The sequence below is a fragment of the Polaribacter sp. 11A2H genome (assembly GCF_011379025.1).
Classification (GTDB): Bacteria; Bacteroidota; Bacteroidia; order Flavobacteriales; family Flavobacteriaceae; genus Polaribacter.
The window spans coordinates 313695-333435 of sequence record NZ_WTLD01000001.1; the positions used below are offsets into that span (position 1 = coordinate 313695).

At 29.0% G+C, this 19741-nt stretch carries 18 protein-coding genes; 5 read left to right on the top strand and 13 right to left on the bottom strand.

Features of this window, described 5'->3' with window-relative positions:
- Positions 1 to 51 precede the first annotated feature (51 nt).
- Positions 52 to 1035 carry a YheT family hydrolase gene (locus GQS58_RS01440; RefSeq protein WP_166382133.1) on the bottom strand — a complete coding sequence of 328 codons (984 nt, stop codon included), beginning with the start codon at positions 1033 to 1035 and terminating at the stop codon, positions 52 to 54.
- 181 nt (positions 1036 to 1216) lie between these two features.
- On the opposite strand from GQS58_RS01440, the gene GQS58_RS01445 reads away from it, so the two are divergent.
- Together GQS58_RS01445 and GQS58_RS01450 are read left to right on the top strand one after the other, a co-directional pair.
- Positions 1217 to 1921 carry a CDP-alcohol phosphatidyltransferase family protein gene (locus tag GQS58_RS01445; RefSeq protein WP_166382135.1) on the top strand — a complete coding sequence of 235 codons (705 nt, stop codon included), beginning with the start codon at positions 1217 to 1219 and terminating at the stop codon, positions 1919 to 1921.
- Positions 1922 to 1945: 24 nt separating this feature from the next.
- Complete coding sequence (locus GQS58_RS01450; RefSeq protein WP_166382137.1) at positions 1946 to 3166, top strand: GAF domain-containing sensor histidine kinase; 1221 nt, start codon at positions 1946 to 1948, stop codon at positions 3164 to 3166.
- A gap of 10 nt (positions 3167 to 3176) precedes the next feature.
- Here GQS58_RS01450 and lptB read toward each other — a convergent pair whose 3' ends face one another.
- The 4 genes from lptB to GQS58_RS01470 form a co-directional block, all read right to left on the bottom strand.
- Positions 3177 to 3914: an LPS export ABC transporter ATP-binding protein gene (gene lptB / locus GQS58_RS01455; RefSeq protein ID WP_166382139.1), complete on the bottom strand. Its 738-nt coding sequence runs from the start codon at positions 3912 to 3914 to the stop codon at positions 3177 to 3179.
- Between the two features lie 137 nt (positions 3915 to 4051).
- The gene (locus GQS58_RS01460) at positions 4052 to 4396 is read right to left on the bottom strand and encodes a carboxymuconolactone decarboxylase family protein (protein WP_068448397.1); all 345 of its coding nucleotides are present in this window, start codon (positions 4394 to 4396) and stop codon (positions 4052 to 4054) included.
- Complete coding sequence (tatC, locus tag GQS58_RS01465; RefSeq protein WP_166382141.1) at positions 4371 to 5198, bottom strand: twin-arginine translocase subunit TatC; 828 nt, start codon at positions 5196 to 5198, stop codon at positions 4371 to 4373. Before tatC ends, GQS58_RS01460 begins: the two co-directional genes overlap by 26 nt.
- On the bottom strand, positions 5198 to 6166 hold the full coding sequence (locus tag GQS58_RS01470; protein WP_166382143.1) for an SIS domain-containing protein: 969 nt from the start codon (positions 6164 to 6166) through the stop codon (positions 5198 to 5200). The genes tatC and GQS58_RS01470 overlap by 1 nt, the downstream gene beginning before the upstream one ends.
- 139 nt (positions 6167 to 6305) lie before the next feature.
- On the opposite strand from GQS58_RS01470, the gene GQS58_RS01475 reads away from it, so the two are divergent.
- A complete protein-coding gene (locus GQS58_RS01475; protein WP_166382145.1) occupies positions 6306 to 8489 on the top strand; it encodes an ATP-dependent DNA helicase RecQ in 2184 nt (727 codons plus the stop codon).
- A 194-nt stretch (positions 8490 to 8683) separates the two neighbouring features.
- Here GQS58_RS01475 and GQS58_RS01480 read toward each other — a convergent pair whose 3' ends face one another.
- The 4 genes from GQS58_RS01480 to GQS58_RS01495 form a co-directional block, all read right to left on the bottom strand.
- Entirely contained in the window at positions 8684 to 9604 is a 921-nt protein-coding gene (locus GQS58_RS01480; protein ID WP_166382147.1) for a YeiH family protein, read from the bottom strand.
- Between the two features lie 76 nt (positions 9605 to 9680).
- Entirely contained in the window at positions 9681 to 10565 is an 885-nt protein-coding gene (locus tag GQS58_RS01485; RefSeq protein WP_166382149.1) for a LysR family transcriptional regulator, read from the bottom strand.
- A 63-nt stretch (positions 10566 to 10628) separates the two neighbouring features.
- On the bottom strand, positions 10629 to 11306 hold the full coding sequence (locus GQS58_RS01490; RefSeq protein ID WP_166382151.1) for a ZIP family metal transporter: 678 nt from the start codon (positions 11304 to 11306) through the stop codon (positions 10629 to 10631).
- On the bottom strand, positions 11303 to 12028 hold the full coding sequence (locus GQS58_RS01495; RefSeq protein WP_166382153.1) for a class I SAM-dependent DNA methyltransferase: 726 nt from the start codon (positions 12026 to 12028) through the stop codon (positions 11303 to 11305). Before GQS58_RS01495 ends, GQS58_RS01490 begins: the two co-directional genes overlap by 4 nt.
- Positions 12029 to 12208: 180 nt before the next feature.
- Between GQS58_RS01495 and GQS58_RS01500 the strand changes: the two genes are divergently transcribed.
- Entirely contained in the window at positions 12209 to 13402 is a 1194-nt protein-coding gene (locus GQS58_RS01500; protein WP_166382155.1) for a class I SAM-dependent RNA methyltransferase, read from the top strand.
- A 472-nt stretch (positions 13403 to 13874) separates the two neighbouring features.
- On the opposite strand, the gene GQS58_RS01505 is transcribed toward GQS58_RS01500, so the two are convergent.
- From GQS58_RS01505 to GQS58_RS01520, 4 genes are all read right to left on the bottom strand, one after another.
- Positions 13875 to 14495, bottom strand: a complete 621-nt coding sequence (locus GQS58_RS01505; protein ID WP_166382157.1) for a DUF417 family protein — start codon at positions 14493 to 14495, stop codon at positions 13875 to 13877.
- A gap of 75 nt (positions 14496 to 14570) precedes the next feature.
- The gene (locus tag GQS58_RS01510; protein WP_240914542.1) at positions 14571 to 15386 is read right to left on the bottom strand and encodes a helix-turn-helix domain-containing protein; all 816 of its coding nucleotides are present in this window, start codon (positions 15384 to 15386) and stop codon (positions 14571 to 14573) included.
- 210 nt (positions 15387 to 15596) lie between these two features.
- Positions 15597 to 17477, bottom strand: coding sequence for a membrane protein insertase YidC (yidC, locus tag GQS58_RS01515; protein ID WP_166382159.1), 1881 nt, complete (start codon positions 17475 to 17477; stop codon positions 15597 to 15599).
- A 211-nt stretch (positions 17478 to 17688) separates the two neighbouring features.
- Complete coding sequence (locus GQS58_RS01520; RefSeq protein ID WP_166382161.1) at positions 17689 to 19302, bottom strand: CTP synthase; 1614 nt, start codon at positions 19300 to 19302, stop codon at positions 17689 to 17691.
- Between the two features lie 225 nt (positions 19303 to 19527).
- Here GQS58_RS01520 and rpmH point away from each other — a divergent pair, with 225 nt between their 5' ends.
- Entirely contained in the window at positions 19528 to 19689 is a 162-nt protein-coding gene (gene rpmH / locus GQS58_RS01525; RefSeq protein ID WP_036820926.1) for a 50S ribosomal protein L34, read from the top strand.
- The last annotated feature ends 52 nt before the right edge of the window (positions 19690 to 19741 follow it).

Sequence of the window (19741 nt, forward strand, 5' to 3'; positions counted from 1 at the left end):
ACAAATATCTAAAAACCTACTAAAATAACAGTAGTTTTTTAAAGATATTGTTTACAATAGATGAATCTGAATATTTTGTCTGATAAATCTTTCAATTCTAAGCTCTAACCAGTTGTTTTTAGCACTGTAAAAAGAAGATATAAAGCCACAATGGCCGCCATAATTGGTCGTTTCAAAAAAGAAATTTTTAGAATTATTTGCTTCATCAAAAGGAAAGCACTGATTAGATAAAAAAGTATCGTCTTTAGAATTGATAAGTAAAGTTGGTATTTTTATTTTTGATAAATATGGTTTTGCACTCGCTTTTTCCCAATAATCTTCTGGACTCTCAAACCCAAATACAGGAACTGTGTATAAACTTTCTAAATGTTTAAATCGGGTAGCTTTAGCTAACAAGTCTTTATCTAACTGAAATTCAGGAAACTTTGCAGCCTTATCTAAAATTTTAGTCTTCATGGTTTTTAAAAACCGCTCTAAATACAATTTGTTCTTTAATTTTTCTAGCTCAAATTCTCCTGAAGCAATATCAATAGGAACAGATATTGCTATTCCTCCTTTTACTTTAGTTGCACTATTTTCTGATTGTTCACCAATATATTTTAAGGTTAAATTTCCGCCTAAACTAAAACCAATTAGTATGATATTTTCATACTCGTAATTTCTTGAAAGATGTTTTACTATAAAATCTACATCTTCTGTTTTACCACTGTGGTACGTACCTAAAAGTAAATTATCATCTCCAGAACAACCTCTTAAATTAAAACAAACGGTATCTAATCCCTTTTGGTTTAAATATTTTGTAGTAGATACGATGTATTTAGATTGAGAACTTCCTTCTAAACCATGAATTAATAAAACTAAGGTTTTAGAGCCTACTAAAGAAAAGTCTAAATCAATAAAATCATTGTCCCAAGTAGAAACTCTTTTTCTTTTATAATTACAAGATTCTTTTGAAAAAACAGATCTATAAATAGTATTAAAATGACCATTTTTAAAAAGAAAGGTAGGAGTAAAGTTAGAGGTTAATACAGGCATCTTTTGGTTTGTAAAGTTTAAAATCTAAAATAAAATGAGATTTTAGTAGTGTTCATTTTAATTTTATTGGTGAATTCGTGGCAAGTTCTTAAATATTGGTACAAATATTATAAAATTTTAAGGATAATGAAAACCAATAAAATCGATTTTCTTATTTTAGCCTTTAAATCAAACTATAAAAATGAATTTTAAAAAACACATTCCTAATTTAATAACGCTTGGTAATCTTTTTTGTGGAACAGTTGCAACAATTTTTGCTGTTGAAGGAGATTTTGTTTACGCTGGATTATTTGTTGTTCTAGGAATTTTATTTGATTTTTTTGATGGCTTTGCGGCTCGATTACTAAATGTATCTGGTGAGTTAGGTAAACAATTAGATTCTTTAGCAGATATGGTTACAAGTGGTGTGGTACCCGGAATTATTGTTTACAAATTATTGATAGAAAATGCATCGGGCTTAAATGATTTTAATGAACAAAATTACTTACCTTATTTGGGTTTACTATTAACTTTAGGAGCTTGTTATAGGTTAGCAAAATTTAATATTGATACCAGACAATCAGATTCTTTTATAGGTTTACCAACACCTGCAATGAGTTTGTTTATTATTTCTTTACCTTTAATTCAAGAATATTCTACAATAGAATTTGCACAAAATTTAATAGGAAATAATTATTTTTTAATAGCAATTACTTTATTACTAACCTATTTAATGAATGCAGAATTACCGCTGTTTTCATTGAAGTTTAAAGATTACGCTATTAAAAAAAATATTGTTGTTTATTCTTTCCTTTTAGCTTCTTTACTTTTAATTTTTACTTTTAATTTCCTTTCTATTCCAATTATTATTATATTGTACATTATAATATCACTTTTTAAAAAATAATTATTTTTTATATCTAGATTTTTAATGGAAGTAGCCAGAATCCCCCAAAATGAAAAACAAAGGTTAGACGTTTTAAAAAACTATAATATTTTAGACTCTTTACCAGAAGAAGAATACGATGCCATTACAAAAATAGCTTCTAGTATTTGCAATACTACTATAGCACTTGTTTCTATAGTTGATGAAGATAGGCAGTGGTTTAAATCTACATATGGTATAGAAGCAACAGAAACGCCCAGAGAACTCTCTTTTTGCGCGCATAGTATTTTAAAACCTAATGAATTATTTGTAATTAATGATGCGACTAAAGATCATCGTTTTTTTGACAATCCTTTAACTGTAAATGCCCCAAATGTAATCTTTTATGCAGGTGCTCCTTTAAATAGTTCAGAAGGATTTCCGTTAGGTACTTTATGTGTTATTGATAACAAGCCAAACGAATTAAATGACAGCCAGAGAGAGTCTCTTCTATTATTATCAAAACAAGTAGTTGTACTTTTAGAACTTAGAAAGAAAAATGAAGAATTGGCACTGTCTAATGATAAGATAGCCAAATTAAATGAACAGTTAAATAATTTTGCAAATAGACTAACTCATGATTTAAAATCGCCTATAAATGGAATAAGTTTTTTGTTAGATGTTTTAAAACAAGATTATATATCAATTTTTGAAAACACAGAAGCAGAGGAATACATTTCTTTAATAGCAGATAGAATTGTATATGTGGATAGTTTAATAAATGAGATTTTAAACTATTCTAAAGTTACCAGTGAAAATATTGTTTTTAAGAACTTTAATTTAAAAGAGCTATTAGATAAAATTGTAGTTAATATCGATTTTGAAAACAAAATTATTTTAGACGCTAATAACTTAAATTTAGATATTTTTAGTTCTCAAATAGGATTAGTTCAAATATTTCAGAACTTAATTTCTAATTCTAGAAAGTTTTATGATGAAGATAAATCAGAAATTAAGGTAAGTTTTAAAGAAGATATAGAAAATTATTATTTTATCTATGAAGACAATGGCCCTGGTATTGAAGAGAAGTATTGGGGTAAAGTATTTGAAATGTTTGAAACATTAGGAAATAATGATCCTAACAATAATAATACAGGAATAGGTTTAGCAACTGTAAAGTCTATAGTAAAAAGACTTGGGGGTAAAATAGAATTAAAGAAAAGAGATGAAGATAAGAAAGGTGTATGTTTCTATTTTTATATATCTAAAAAAAAGGTGATTTTTTAATTATTAATAATTAAAAAATCTTCCTCTTTTTCAATTCAAAATCTTTACCTAAATATACTTTTCTAACCATTTCATCTGCTGCCAATTCTTCTGGTGTTCCGCTTTTTAGAATACTACCTTGGTACATTAAATAGGTTTTATCTGTAATCGCTAAAGTAGCTTGTACATCATGATCTGTAATTAAGATACCGATGTTTCTGTCTTTTAAATGAGCAACAATACTTTGTATGTCTTCTACAGCAATAGGATCTACCCCCGCAAAAGGTTCATCTAATAAAATAAAATTTGGGTCAGAGGCTAAGCAACGTGCAATTTCTGTTCTACGTCTTTCTCCTCCGGATAATAAATCTCCTCTATTTTTACGAACATGACCAATATTAAACTCTTCAATTAAAGACTCTAACTTTTCTTTTTGTGCTTTTTTTGATAAATCTGTAAATTGTAAAACTGACATAATGTTTTCTTCAACAGACAATTTTCTAAAAATAGAAGCTTCTTGTGCTAGATAACCAATCCCTTTTTGGGCACGTTTGTACATGGCGTCTTGAGAAATTTCTTCATCATTTAAGAAAATTTTACCCGAATTTGGTTTTATCATCCCAACAATCATATAAAAAGAAGTTGTTTTTCCAGCTCCATTAGGACCTAAAAGTCCAATAATTTCACCTTGTTTTACCTCTAATGAAATTCCGGTAACAACTTTTCTACTTCCGTAGATTTTCTCTATGTTTTCTGCTCTTAAAATCATATTTTATAAATATGTGTAATTGTTTAATTGTTGAAACGTGTAATGTTAGTTTGTGTAAAAGTAATAAATTATGTTTTTTAAAATCTTAATAGATTCATAACATTCATTTTTATACTGATTACTGCAAATTAAACTGCTTACTTATTTTCTAGCATTTCCCAATACTCAACAGCTCTTCTTAAATGCGGAATTACAATTGTACCACCAACTAAGGTAGCAATAGACATCGTTTCCATCATTTCTTCTTTAGTAACTCCGTTTTTCATAGCAGCTTCTAAATGATATTGTACACAATCATCACAACGTAAAACTGCAGAAGCTACTAAGCCTAAAAGTTCTTTTGTTTTAACTGGTAAGTGCCCTTCTTTAAAGGTATTTGTGTCTAAATTAAATATTCTTTTGATTACTTTATTATCAGAATCTAAAATTTTATCATTCATTTTCTGACGATAGTCATTAAACTCTTGTACTTTTTCGTGCATTTTTTTCTTGTTTTTTAATTACTACTTTTGAAACTCTAATACTTATTTCATACAAAATAAGAATAGGAATTGCCACAATTACCTGACTCGCAACGTCTGGAGGTGTAATAATAGCTGCTAAAATTAATACAACTACTAGTGCGTGTTTTCTATATTTTTTTAAGAACTCTGGTGTTACTAAACCAATTTTAGTTAAAAAGTAAACCAAAACCGGTAATTCAAATAATATTGAAACTCCTAATAACATATTGGTAACTAGCCCTATATGAGAGTCTAAAGTAAAGCTATTCTGAATTAGATCTGTAATTTGATAATTATACAAAAAGTGTATAGAAATAGGTGCAATTACATAAAAGCTAAAAGCGATACCACAGAAAAACAGAAAAGAGGCTATAAAAATAAATCCTCTAGATTTATTTACTTCTTTTTTAGTCAATCCAGGAGCAACAAAACGCCATATTTCCCATAAAAGATAAGGGAAAGCTAGAATAATACCCAATATAAATGAAGACCAAATAGAATTCATTAATTGTTGGGTGGGTTTTAAACTTATTAAATTGTCTTTAAATACAACATTGCAAAAACCACTATCTAATCCAAAATAAGTGAAAAAATCACAAAATAATTGATAAGTTATAAAATCGGATTTTCTGTGTGCCAATAAAAAGTTTTCGTATACTTCTTTTTGAAACACAAATAATACAATTGCTATAATAAATATTGCTGCTGCACTTCTTACTAAGTGCCATCTTAATTCTTCTAAATGTCCTAAAAAGGACATTTCTTTCTGTTGTTCTGCCATTAGAAAATTCCTTCTTTAATTAAATCATGTAAATGTACAACACCTACATATTTGTTTTTATGGTCTACAACCAACATTTGTGTAATGCTATTTTTTTCCATAATAGTTAATGCATCTACTGCCATTGCATCCTCTAATATAGTTTTTGGGTTTTTACCCATTATGTCTTTTGCTGTAATTTGAGAAATCTGTGTAGATTTAGTAAGCATTCTTCTAATATCTCCATCGGTAATAATACCTGTTAATTTCTCTTTATTTAAAACAGCCGTAGCGCCTAATCTTTTTTCAGAAATTTCTACAATAACTTTTGCAATACTATCTGTTTCGTTAACAGCAGGAACCTGGTTTTTTTCTACCAAATCAGATACTCTTAGGTATAAACGCTTACCTAAAGCGCCTCCTGGGTGGTATTTTGCAAAATCTTTACTAGTAAAACCTCGTAAGTTTAGTAAACAAACAGCCAATGCATCTCCCAAAACTAATTGGGCAGTTGTACTTGTTGTTGGTGCTAAATTATTTGGGCATGCTTCTTTTTCTACATAAGCATTTAATGTAAAATCTGCGTGCTCACCTAAATAAGAGTCAATGTTTCCTGTAATTGCCACTATTTTATTTCCATAATTTTTTATTAACGGAACTAAAACCTTTATTTCTGGAGTATTACCGCTTTTAGAGAGGCAAATAACAACATCGTCTTGTTGTACGTTTCCTAAATCTCCATGAATAGCATCTGCGGCATGCATAAAAATAGCAGGGGTTCCGGTAGAATTAAAAGTAGCAACTATTTTAGATGCAATGTTTGCACTTTTACCAATTCCGGTTACAATTACCCTTCCATTTGAATTTAAAATAAATTTAACGGCCTCTTCAAAGTCCGCATCAATTAATTTTGCTAAATTAGCAATAGCATTACTCTCTGTTAAAATAGTTTCTCTAGCAGTATTTATAATTGTGTTTGTTTTTTTCAAATGTTTGGTATTTTATCAGAATAAAAAAAAGTTATATCTTTAAATTAAGTAACAAGCAAATTTACTATAAATAATAATTAGAGCAAATATAATAGTATGTTTGTGAATTGTTTTTAACGTTAAACGAATATTTAATAAAATGGATTTATATACCCCTCTAAAAAAGTTCTTTGGATTTAATAAATTTAAAGGTTTACAAGAGCAAGTAATTAAAAGTATTGTAGAGAATAACAATACTTTTGTAATAATGCCAACAGGTGGAGGTAAATCACTTTGTTATCAATTACCCGCTTTAATGTCTGAAGGAACGGCTATTGTAGTTTCTCCATTAATTGCTTTAATGAAAAATCAAGTAGATGCAATTAGAGGTATTTCTGAGCATAATGGTGTAGCACATGTTTTAAATTCATCTTTAAATAAAACAGATGTAGCCCAAGTTAAAGAAGATATTGCTAACGGAATTACAAAACTTTTGTATGTAGCACCAGAATCTTTAATAAAAGAAGAATATGTTACTTTTTTAAGAACTCAAAAAATTTCTTTTGTTGCTATTGATGAAGCGCATTGTATTTCTGAATGGGGCCACGATTTTAGGCCTGAATACCGAAACCTAAAGCATATTATTAAGGCAATAGATAATGTACCTGTTATTTGCTTAACGGCAACTGCAACAGAAAAAGTACAAGAAGATATTTTAAAAACATTAGGAATTCCGGAAGCAAATAGATTTAAAGCGTCATTTAATAGACCTAATTTATTTTATGAGGTAAGACCAAAAACAAAGGAAGTAGAAAAAGATATTATTCGCTTTGTAAAACAAAGAATGGGTAAATCTGGAATTATCTACTGCTTAAGCAGGAAAAAAGTTGAAGAAGTTGCTCAGGTTTTACAAGTAAACGGAATTAAAGCTGTTCCATATCATGCTGGTTTAGATGCTAAAACTAGAGTAAAGCATCAAGACATGTTTTTAATGGAAGATTGTGATGTTGTAGTAGCTACAATTGCATTTGGTATGGGAATTGACAAGCCAGATGTTCGTTTTGTAATTCACCACGACATTCCAAAAAGTTTAGAAAGTTATTATCAAGAAACCGGACGAGCAGGTCGTGATGATGGCGAAGGATATTGTTTAGCGTTCTATGCTTATAAAGATATAGAAAAGTTAGAAAAATTTATGGCCAGCAAGCCTGTTGCAGAACAAGAAATTGGGCATGCATTATTGCAAGAAGTAGTTGGTTATGCAGAAACGTCTATGAACAGGCGTAAATATTTGTTACATTATTTTGGCGAAGAATTTGATGCTGAAAACGGCGATGGAGCAGATATGGATGACAACTCTAGAAACCCTAAGAAAAAACACGAAGCTAAAGATGATGTACAGCTTTTATTAAAGGTTGTAAAAAAGACCTTACAAAAGTATAAGTCTAAAGAGATTGTAAATACAATTGTAGGAAAAGAAAACGCATTATTAACTTCTCATAAAACACATTTACAGTCCTTTTTTGGAAGTGGTAAAGATAAATCTGCACTTTATTGGATGGCCTTAATCAGACAGATTTTGGTAATTAATTTAATAAAGAAAGAAATAGAACAATATGGAGTTGTTAAATTAACTGAAAAAGGAGATGCTTATATAAAAAATCCTACTTCATTTATGATGACAGAAGACCATTCTTATAGTGAAGAGGATGATAATTCTATTATTACAAATGCTAAATCTTCTGGAGGCGTTGCCGATGATAAATTAGTGAAACTATTAAAAGATTTACGTAAAAGTGTAGCAACAAAACAAGGTGTACCTCCTTTTGCTGTTTTTCAAGATCCATCGTTAGATGATATGGCTTTAAAATACCCAATAACTTTAGCAGAATTATCTACTGTACATGGAGTAGGAGAAGGTAAAGCTAGAAAATTTGGTAAAGATTTTATTAAATTAATAGCTAGTTATGTTGATGAGAATGATATTTTAAGACCAGATGATTTAATTGTAAAAAGTACTGGTACAAACTCTGGATTAAAACTTTTTATTATTCAGAATACAGATAAAAAATTACCATTAGAAGATATTGCGAAGTCTAAGGGACTTAAAATGGATGAACTAATTAAAGAAATGGAAATGATTATTTTTTCTGGAACCAAGTTAAATATCGATTATTCTTTAGATGATTTGTTAGATGAAGATCAGCAAGAAGAAATACATGATTACTTTATGGAAGCAGATACAGATAAGATTCAAGATGCTTTAGATGAGTTTGATGGAGATTATGATGAAGATGAACTACGTTTAATGCGAATTAAATTTATAAATGAGGTAGCTAATTAACAACATTATTAAACGATTATAATTAAAAGAGGTTGTCTAAAAAGTGAATTTTTGTCATTCTGAATTTATTTCAGATTCTTTTGAAGTTTGATCTTCAGTAAGTTAAGATACTGAGTCAATTTCAACATGACAATGTTTATAGCTTTTTAGACAGCCTTTTTTTTTGTAGTTAATTTAAGTATAAATTAACTGCACTAATTTAATATATAGACTAACGAAAATATTGAAATAAAGATCCACAGTGTAAGTGCCAATATTATAGGTTTTATTCCTGTAGATTTTAAGTCTTTTATAGAAATACTAGCGCCTACTAGAAATAAAGTTAGTAATAACAATCGTTTTGATATTAAAACAATAAAATTAGTAGTTGGTTCAGGTAAAAGGTGGTAACTATTTATCATAATAGCTACAATAAATAGAAGAATAAAATAGGGTATTTTAATTTTTTCTCCTTTTGTTTTAAAAAGAAACATTGAAAAAATTGATAAAGGAATAATCCACAGTGTTCTAGAGAGTTTTACGGTAGTCGCTATTCGCAAAGCTTCTTCTCCGTACTCTAAAGCAGCTCCAACAACAGAACTTGTATCGTGTATTGCAATTGCACACCACAAACCAAATTGCTCTTGTGTTAAGTTTAGAAAATGCCCAACTGCAGGAAATACAAACAATGCAATAGAGTTTAATAAAAATACAATTCCTAAAGCAATACTTATATTTTTACTTTTTGCTTTAATAACAGATGAAATAGCAGCAATTGCACTCCCACCACAAATTGCAGTTCCAGAGGTAATAAGATGTCCTAACTTTAAATCTATTTTTAAAAGCCTTGTTAACAATAAACCTATTGTTACCGTTAATAGAATAGAATAAATAGTTAGCCCAAACCCTGCTTTACTTGTAGCTAAAGTTTCTTTTATAAACATTCCGAAGCCCAATCCCACAACAGAAATTTTTAGTAAATAATGAATAGCTTTGTGGCTATATGTCTGGAATGGATTTTTGAAGATAATGGTATATACAAAACCGATGATTAAGGCTGTTGGGCTGTTTACAAAACCTAAAAGAGTAATTAGAACTAGAAGAAAATAAATAGTTTTTGAGGTAAAATCTTTCATATCATTGTGTATTATTTGATACAAAAGTAGCAAGTATTAATTACTTTAAAGCAAATTAATTAGCTATGTGAGATAACTAAAAGTTATAGTTATTTCGAGTAAATTTTTTAAAATAATCAAAAGTATTAGAAAGATATCCCGTTCTATTTACAAAATAGAACCACCTTTCAATACTTAAATCTTTAATGTCTATTATTTTGAGTTTATTACTCATCAAATCGTCAGAAATAGAATGGATAGAGAGTAGGGCGTAATGGTCTGAATTGTATAAATAATTTTTAATGGCTTCCGTACTATTAAAAGATACAACAGAATTAAGTTTCTTAATTTTATGATTTAAAAGGTAACTATCTATAATTACTTTTGTTCCAGAACCCTTTTCACGTTCAATCATGGGAATTTTTTGCAGCGTTTCTATATCAATACTCCTTTTTTGAAAGGTATTATTATTTACATTTGTTACAAGTACAATTTCGTCTTTAATAAATTTCTCAAAATGTAATTTAGGGTTTGATATACTTCCTTCTGTAATTCCAAAATCTATTTCTTCGTTTAAAATTAGGGCTTCAATATTTTCAGAATTATTACTTATGATATTAAATTTTGTTTGAGGAAATTGCATTCTAAATTTTGCAATTACTTTAGGAATAATGTAGTTAGATAAGGTGGTACTTACACCAAAGTTGATGAAATTTGATAAATCATCTTTTTTATGAAGAAATTTTTCATCCATTTCTGCATAAATAGCCAAAATTTTATTCGTATAAATAAGAAAAGACTTTCCTTCAGTTGTCAATTCAATTGAGTTCCTTTTTCTTATAAATAAGGTGGTTTTAAACTCTTGCTCTAAATTTTTAATAGACTTAGATATGGCAGGCTGAGAAAGATATAATTGCTCAGCAGCTTTTGTAAAGCTTAAATGTTTAGCAACAACTTTAAATATATGTAATTTGGTTTTCATTAGTTTGTGTACAATACCTTACTTTTAAATGTACAATAATTTCTACAGTTTTAATCAATATCATTACAACGTAAAAACGGTAAATAAAACACCTAAAATGATAGCGATAAATTTCTGTAAGTTAAATTTGTGATTTTCAGAGCCTTCAAAAAGAATAATGGTAGAAATATGAAGAAATACCCCAATAATTAATGCAGTAATTTCTTTAGCATAGGTTGTAAAAAAAGTAATTTTATCACCTAATAATAACCCTAAAGGACTCATAAAAGCAAAAACTATCAAGAAAATAAACGTTATTTTTTTAGAATATTTAGTCTGAATTAAAAAGGTAGTTAAAACAAATGCAATAGGTATTTTATGCACTACAATGGCCCATAGTAAATTATCACCTGCATGATGAATAGGTAAACCTTCAGAAAATGCGTGTAATGATAAACTTATAAATAACAGGGTTGGAAACTCCTTACCATCAGAATGAATATGTATATGTCCGTGTTCTGCTCCTTTAGAAAAAGACTCTAATACAGACTGAATAATAATTCCGATTAATATAAAAATTCCTATTTTTTTATATTCTGTAGTTTCAGCATATACTTCTGGCAGTAAATGTAGAATAGTAACAGATAACAAATAGGCACCACTAAAAGCTAATAATAGACGAACAGCTTTTTTACTTGGTTTTATTATAAAAACAAAAATAGAACCAATAAAAACGGCTATTAATAGTAGAATATAACTCATTTTGCAATAATAATTAATCTATCAGAAGTTTTTGCTTCAAAGGTATCTAAGTTGTAATTTCCAAAAACAGTAGTAATCGTAAACCCCACTTTTTCTAAAAAAGTAGTCATTTTAGTAAGGTCTAGGTATTTTACTTGTTCTGTATATGTATGGTTTTCTCCATCAGCAAAAAAAGAAATATGCTTTAAGATAAAACCATCTTTAATTTCTCTTTCAATATTAAAAGTAATATGATCTACCGTTTTAGTTTCTTTTTTTACTAAATTAAGTTTTACTTTTTCGGCATTTAAAAAGTCAAAAACAAAAAAGCCGTCTTTATTCAATCCGTTTTTAATGTTTTCTAGAATTAAAATATCCTCTTTATCATCTTTAAAATAGCCAAAACTTGTAAATAAATTAAAAATAGCATCATACGTATGATGAAAATGCTTGCGCATGTCATGCACATTAAATTTTAACGTATCATTTTCAAATTCTTTTGCAGCATTAATACTGTTTTCTGCCAAATCACCACCAGTAACAGTGTAGCCTAAAGAGTTTAAAAATACAGAATGACGTCCTTTACCACATGGTAAATCTAAAATATGCGTTGTTTTTGGCAAGTTTAAAAAAGAAGTAATATTCTTCATAAACAATTGCGCTTCATCGTCATTTCGTTCCTTATAAAGTGTGTGATAGTAAGAGGTGTTAAACCAATCTGTAAACCAATCTTTTGTTTCCATTTTTATAAAATTTGCAATAACCAGTTAATTACTTTTATTGCTATTGGCTTTCCTTAGCCTTTTGCCATTATAGGCATTTCAGTCTGTAAAAGTAACCAAATCTTACGTTCTGTAAAATGAATTTCTTAATTAGTATAAAAGCTATTTATAAATAGTATTTTTGCAGTCAATTTTATGAGCATGAACAAAGATTTTAAAATGACAGCAACAACACTTTTCGGTTTAGAAGGTGTTTTGGCAAAAGAATTAAGAGACCTAGGAGCACAAGATGTTAATGAGGGAGTTAGAATGGTTTCTTTTAGAGGAGATAGCGGTTTTATGTACAAAGCAAATATTGCTTTAAGAACAGCTGTAAGAATTTTAAAACCGATTAAAGTTTGTAAAATCTACGATGAAGAAGATTTGTATGAAGCAATTCAGAAAATTAAATGGGAAAACTATTTAGATACCGAAGGTACTTTTGCAATTGGAGCCGTAGTAAACTCTAAGAATTTTACCTCTAACTCGCATTATATTTCTTTAAAATCTAAAGATGCTATTGCAGATTATTTTAGACATAAATATAGTAAAAGACCAAATGTAGATTTAGATTATCCAGATTTAAAAATACACATTCACATTCAAAAAGACTGGTTAACTGTTTCTTTAGATTCATCTGGAGATTCTTTGCATAAAAGAGGGTATAGAACTGCAACTAATATTGCGCCAATAAACGAAGTTTTGGCTGCAGGTATGGTTTTATTGTCTGGTTATACGGGTGAGGAAAACTTTATAGACCCAATGTGTGGTTCTGGTACTATTTTAATTGAGGCTGCTATGATTGCCTGTAATATTCCGGCAAACATCAATAGAAAACTATTTGCTTTTGAGAATTGGAAAGATTATGATGAAGACTTGTATTTTACCATTCAAGAATCGTTATTAAATAAAATCCGTTCTTCTCATTTTAAAATAATGGGCTTCGATAAAGCACCTTCTGCCGTTCAAAAAGCACAAGACAATGTAGTAAATGCCAATTTAGATGAGTTTATTGGTGTACACCACGTTAACTTTTTTAACTCAACAAAAGAGGTTTTTGGTAAGACTACTATTTTGTTTAATCCACCTTATGGTGAACGTTTAAATATTGATACTGAAGAATTTTATAAAAAAATAGGAGATACTCTTAAAAACAATTACCCAGGTTCTACAGCTTGGTTAATTACTTCAGATACAGATGCTTTAAAGTGTGTTGGTTTAAGAACCTCTAAAAGAATTGCGCTTAAAAACGGAGATTTAAACTGTAAGTTTGTAAAGTACGATTTGTATGAAGGAACTCGTAAATTTAAAGAACATAAAGAAGATACGGATACAGAAGTAGAAACGGAAGATTAGATTCTTTTTTGTCTTTGTCAATTTACGAAGCAGTCTATAATAAAATAGTAAAGAGGTTATCTAAAAAAGGTTAAATCTTGTCATACTGAACATGTTTCAGTATCTCAACTTATTGAAGTTCAATCTTCATAAGAATCTGAAATAAATTCAGATTGACAAAAAATCTTTTTTTAGATAACTTTTTTTTTGAAGCTATTTCCTGCTTTCCGTTATATCTTTTTGTGAAAAACAAAAAGGATGTCACTTCAATCAGGGCTAGACTTGTTGGTAAGTTTTAGTAATCATTAATAGACTATTTAAATATAAAAAACGTCTTATAAAGTTGAATAAAATCAGTTTTATAAGACGTTTTTCTAGTTTTAGTTAATGTTGTTGTGTATGGTTTGTTGCGTGTTCAAACAACTAATTTAGTAAATAAATCACAGATAGAGTATTCCGCAGGAATGTTCGTAAGTTGGCAGTGACCAAGCAATTAATTATACAAGTTATTGCCAGTAGTTTTTATCTTCTTTGCACAGTCAGATGCAATTATTAATCCAGCTGCCATCATAATAATGTCTTTTAAAACCAATCTTCCAGCTCCAGATAGAAAAGGAAATCCAAATTGAGGTGTTTGCATATCGCCTCCTAAATTTGGAACATATACTTCTGGAGTGCTTATGAGGAAAGTTAAAGTAACAATGGACATTCCAAATGTAAACAATCCACCCCAAAGACCGATTTTTGGAAACCAAATTCCCAAAAGTGTCAGAAGTCCTATAATAACAATTACGCTTCCTAACCCATAAGAGAAGGCATATGTATTATTGGATTTATGCCATTCTATATTTTTCTCTACCATTTTACCTTCTGGGTTTTTGTGTAACATGTATTCTTTAACAGTTTTTCCTTCTTCATTGATGACTGTTTTGTTTGTGTTTTCATAAAAGAAGCTCATTAAGGGACTATTTGTTACAAAAGGAACTATTCCATCTGCTTCGTATTGATAAGCTTTTAGACCACCAATCCAAACCATTACTATAAAAATGGCAAAACGAATAAAATTGATAAAATTAGTTTGACTGTTTATTAGTAAATTAAGTAAGTTATTCATAATTATATTTATTTGAGAGCAAAACTATATATTAAGAATAAGCTAAAGAATGGATTAAAGCGGATGAACAATGGATTATTTTGCCACTATAGAAATCCCTACTTTCTCACGAAAATGTGTGGGAGATAATCCAACTTCTTTTTTAAAATATCTACTAAAATAAAATTCGTCATCAAAATTTAGCTCAATGGAAACTTCTTTTACAGTTTTAAAAGTGAGGTGCAATAATTTCTTAGCTTCTAAAATAACACGCTCTTGGATGAGTTGCGTTGGTGTTTTTCCAACTTGAGATTTTATTTTTTTACTAAATGAAGAAAGAGATATGTTTAACTTATTGGCATAGAATGAAGAATTACGTTCTTTATGAAAATGCAATTCTAATAAACCTTGAAATGTTAGTAGCTCATTTTTATTAGTTTTTTGTGTGAGTTTGTTTCCTAGTTGTTCATCTTTTTCACTACTACAAATAGCAAATATGAGCTGTAGGTAAGATTTTATAACAGATTCTGAAAATCTTTTATTGACTCCAACTTCTTTTTCCATTTTATCGACTAGTTGGGATATTTCTTGAAATTTAATTTTATTGAGTGAAACGTATGGTTGTAAATAGATATTATTAAATAACAATCCATTACAAGCAACTTCTTTTTTATGATACTCAATACAATAAAAATCTCCGTGAAATTGTAGTAATTTAACTTTTGAAGAAGTAGAACCGAACCATTTTAAATTTTGATAAGGAGAAAGGAATAAAATAGATTTTCGTTTTGTTTTATATTTTACAAAATTTACAGAAAAATCCGATTCATCATCCAATAAAATAATGGAATACAAGGGAACATTATAATTTTTAATAAAATATTTTGCTTCTATAGATTGAATTGAAAACAAATTTTGATTTTTTTATTATTGGTAACGTTAATATGAATATGTTACGTTTTATATTCATGGTTAGCTAAGTTAGTTTTTTTGAGTTAAAAAGTCAATAGTATAAACACTTGTTTTACCTTAAAAAATATAAGATTTTACAATTATTTTAACCAAAAAAAATCCAAAACAATTAAGTTTTGGATTTTTTATTATGTTGAACAGCTAAAAAAATTATTTTTTCTTCTTCTGTTGTGCTTGTTGCTCTTGTGCTTGCTTCATAGCATCATCTATTTTTTGACGGAATTTACTTTTCTTCTTTTCCGGTTTCTTTTTGTTTTCTTCTATTTGAGCATGAATTTTATCTTCATCAATTACATAGTTCTTAATAACCAACATAATTGCAATGGTTAACAAGTTAGATACAAAGTAGTACAAACTTAATGAACTAGCATAGTTGTTAAAGAAAAACAACATCATAATAGGAGAGAAGTAAATCATATACTTCATCATTTTTCCCATATCTGGCATACCTTCTTGCGTAGGAGGTTGCATATTTGCTTGCTGACTTTGGTTCATTTTCATGTAAAAGAAAATGGCAATAGAAGCTAATATTGGAAATAAACTTACGTGATCTCCATAAAAAGGTATTTTAATTGGCAATTGATAAACCATATCATAAGAAGATAAATCATTTGCCCATAAAAAGTTTTCTTGTCTTAAAGCTAAGTTTGTAGGAAAAAACTTAAAAAGTGCAAAGAAAACTGGCATTTGTAATATGGCAGGTATACAACCAGACATCATGCTAACTCCTGCTTTACGCTGAATAGCCATGGTCTCTTGCTGACGTTTCATAGCATTTTCTTTCCCTGGATATTTATCATTTAAAGCCGTTAACTCAGGTCTAATCACCTTCATTTTAGCACTTGATAGATAAGATTTATATACTAATGGAGACATAATAATTCTAACAACAATTGTCATTAAAATAATAATCAAACCGTAGTTAGATAAAAATCCTTTTAAGAAGTTAAATACCGGGTAAAATACAGTTCTGTTTAAGAAACCAAAAATTCCCCAACCTAAATCTGCTGTATGGTCTAAATCTGTACCTTCAAAAGTCTTTAATAAGTTATAATCACTTGGTCCGTAGAACCATTTCATGTTATAATTTAATTCTCCGCTTGCTAATTCTAACGGAGTTTTTAATTCATATCGTTTTGTAAAAACCGTATCTAATTCTTCATTTTTAATAAGATCTGTAGAAGTTACAGTACTATTATTAAAAGGAGTATCAGTTAATAAGATAGATGTAAAGAAGTGTTGTTTATAAGAAATCCAATCTACATCATTTAAAATTTCTGTATTACCAGCATTTAAATGATCTACGTCATCTTCTGTTTTGTAATAAAGATGAGAATACATCGTATTTTCTGTCTTTACACTCTTTTCATGTGCATAACCATCTAAAGACCAATCTAAATTAATTGGCGAAGAAGAGTTAATTACAGAACTTAAACCTTGAGAACGAACTGCAAAATTAACCATGTAATTTTTAGGCTTCATCTCATATCTATATTCTAGAAATTGAGTGTCTGAAACTTTTAATTTCATAGAAAGAACAGTGGTTTCTCCATTTTTAGAAACTGTAGGTTCAAAGAATAAATCTTTTGTATTTAAAATTCTATTATCTGTAGTACCAAAATTAATGTTAAAAGAAGCATTTTTGTCTTTTATCATATATAAAGGTAAAGAATCATGTGTCTTGTAATTCTTAATTTCTGCCTCTATAATTTGTCCACCTTTATTACTAACAGTTAATTTAACCAAGTTGTTTTCTAAAACAGAAGTACCGTTAGAACCATTAATAGCACTTTGTGCAAAAGCACCAAGTTTAGTTGTGTAAGCAATTTGTTTTAAAGAATCGTTTTCAAAAACGGGAGTGTTTTCTGTAAAAGTATTTGAAGTATTGTTTGTAGAGTCTACAATTTGTTCTGTATTCGTAGAAGTATCAGTAGTTTCATCTGGTTTATTAGAGTTAATCCAGTATAATAAAATACCTCCTAATAATAACATTCCTATAAAAGAATTGATATCGAATTTTTTTTGTTCCATGTGTTATTTTAAAATGTCAATTTGTCATTAAACCAAAAGTTTCTTTTGATAAAAACGCGACAAATGTAGTTAAAAAGCAGCTTTATATTATTTTTGCTCCTTTATATTTGATACTAGGTATGTAGTTCAAATAGTATTCCTAATTTTATAATGTCATTTTAAGCGCAGTCGAGATATTTTAGATTTCGACTGCGTTTAACTAAATACTTTTTTATTTCTGAGACTGTTTTAAGGCAGCTTTAATAAAATCTACAAATAAAGGATGTGGTTTTAAAACGGTACTCTTATATTCTGGATGGTATTGCACACCAACAAACCAAGGGTGAGTAGGTACTTCTACAACTTCTACCAATCCTGTTTTTGGGTTGAATCCGGTTGCTTTCATTCCCGCAGCTTCAATTTGTTCTAAATAAGCGTTGTTAAATTCAAAACGATGTCTATGGCGTTCACTAATCAATTCCGATTTATAGGCTTTATATATTTTAGAATCTCTTTTCAACTCACAATCCCAAGCACCTAAGCGCATGGTTCCACCTTTTTCGGTAACATCTTTCTGACTTTCCATTAAATTAATAACAGGGTCTTTAGTGCTTTTGTTCATTTCTGTAGAACTTGCATTCTCTAAACCTAAAACGTTTCTTGCAAATTCAATAACCGCCATTTGCATTCCTAAACAAATTCCGAAGAAAGGAATATTATTTTCTCTTGCATACCTTACGGCTCTAATTTTACCTTCAATACCTCTATCACCAAAACCAGGAGCTACTAAAATACCATTAACACCTTCTAATTTCTTTTCGGCATTTTTAGGTGTTAAACTTTCAGAATGTACCCAACGTACTTTTACTTTAGTTTCATGCGTAGAACCTGCGTGAATAAACGCTTCTGTAATAGATTTATAAGAATCTTGCAACTCTATATATTTACCAATTAAGGCAATTTCTACTTCGTGTTTAGGGTTTTTATGTTTGGTTAAAAATTCGTTCCAAACTTTTAATTCTGGTTCTCCTTTAGAAGAAAGTTTTAATTTATTTAAAACAACAGTATCTAAACCTTGAGCTAACATTAAATTTGGCACATCATATATAGTCTCAGCATCTATAGACTGTATAACGTCTTCTTGCTTCACATTACAAAATAATGCTAGTTTGCGTTTAATGTCGTCAGAAATTTCATGTTCTGTTCTACATACTAAGATATCTGGACTTACACCACTTTGCATTAACATTTTTACAGAGTGTTGTGTAGGCTTCGTTTTTAATTCACCTGCAGCAGCTAAAAATGGAATCAATGTTAAATGGATAACAATAGCATTATCTTCTCCTTTTTCCCAAAGCATTTGTCTTACAGACTCTACATAAGGTAAAGATTCAATATCACCAACAGTTCCACCAATTTCTGTAATTACAATATCATAATCACCAGTTTCTCCTAAAATTTGGATTCTACGTTTAATTTCATCGGTAATATGCGGAATAACCTGAACCGTTTTTCCTAGAAATTCTCCTTTACGCTCTTTATTAATTACAGATTGATAAATTTTACCTGTAGTTACGTTATTAGATTGACTTGTAGGAATGTTTAAAAAACGCTCATAATGACCTAGATCTAAATCAGTTTCTGCTCCATCATCTGTAACATAACATTCTCCATGCTCGTACGGATTTAAAGTTCCTGGGTCTATATTAATATAAGGGTCTAGTTTTTGGATAGTTACAGAAAATCCTCTTTGCTGTAATAATTTTGCTAATGATGCTGCAATAATTCCTTTTCCAAGTGATGATGTTACGCCTCCTGTTACAAAAACATATTTAGTATTACTCATGGTATTCTTAGGTTTGCGCAAAAGTACTAACTCTAAAAATTCTGTCAAATAAAAAAGGTGAAAAGATTTCTAAAACTTGTACTTTTGTATCGTTCAAAAATATTTCATTTTTTTTTTAAATAGTGTTTGTCATAAATAAAAACAGTTGTATATTTGCGCACGCTTTTAACGATGTGATTTCGTTAAGAAAACTAATAATAACAGAGATATTTAAAAATACAGATAATGCCAAAAAGAACTTACCAACCGTCAAAGAGAAAGAGAAGAAATAAACATGGTTTCATGGAAAGAATGGCTTCTGCTAATGGTAGAAAGGTTTTAGCTCGTAGAAGAGCTAAAGGAAGAAAGAAAATTTCTGTTTCTACTGAAACTAGACATAAAAAATAAATGATTAACTTTTGTTAATATATTAGGTGTTACTTTTTTTAAGTAACACCTT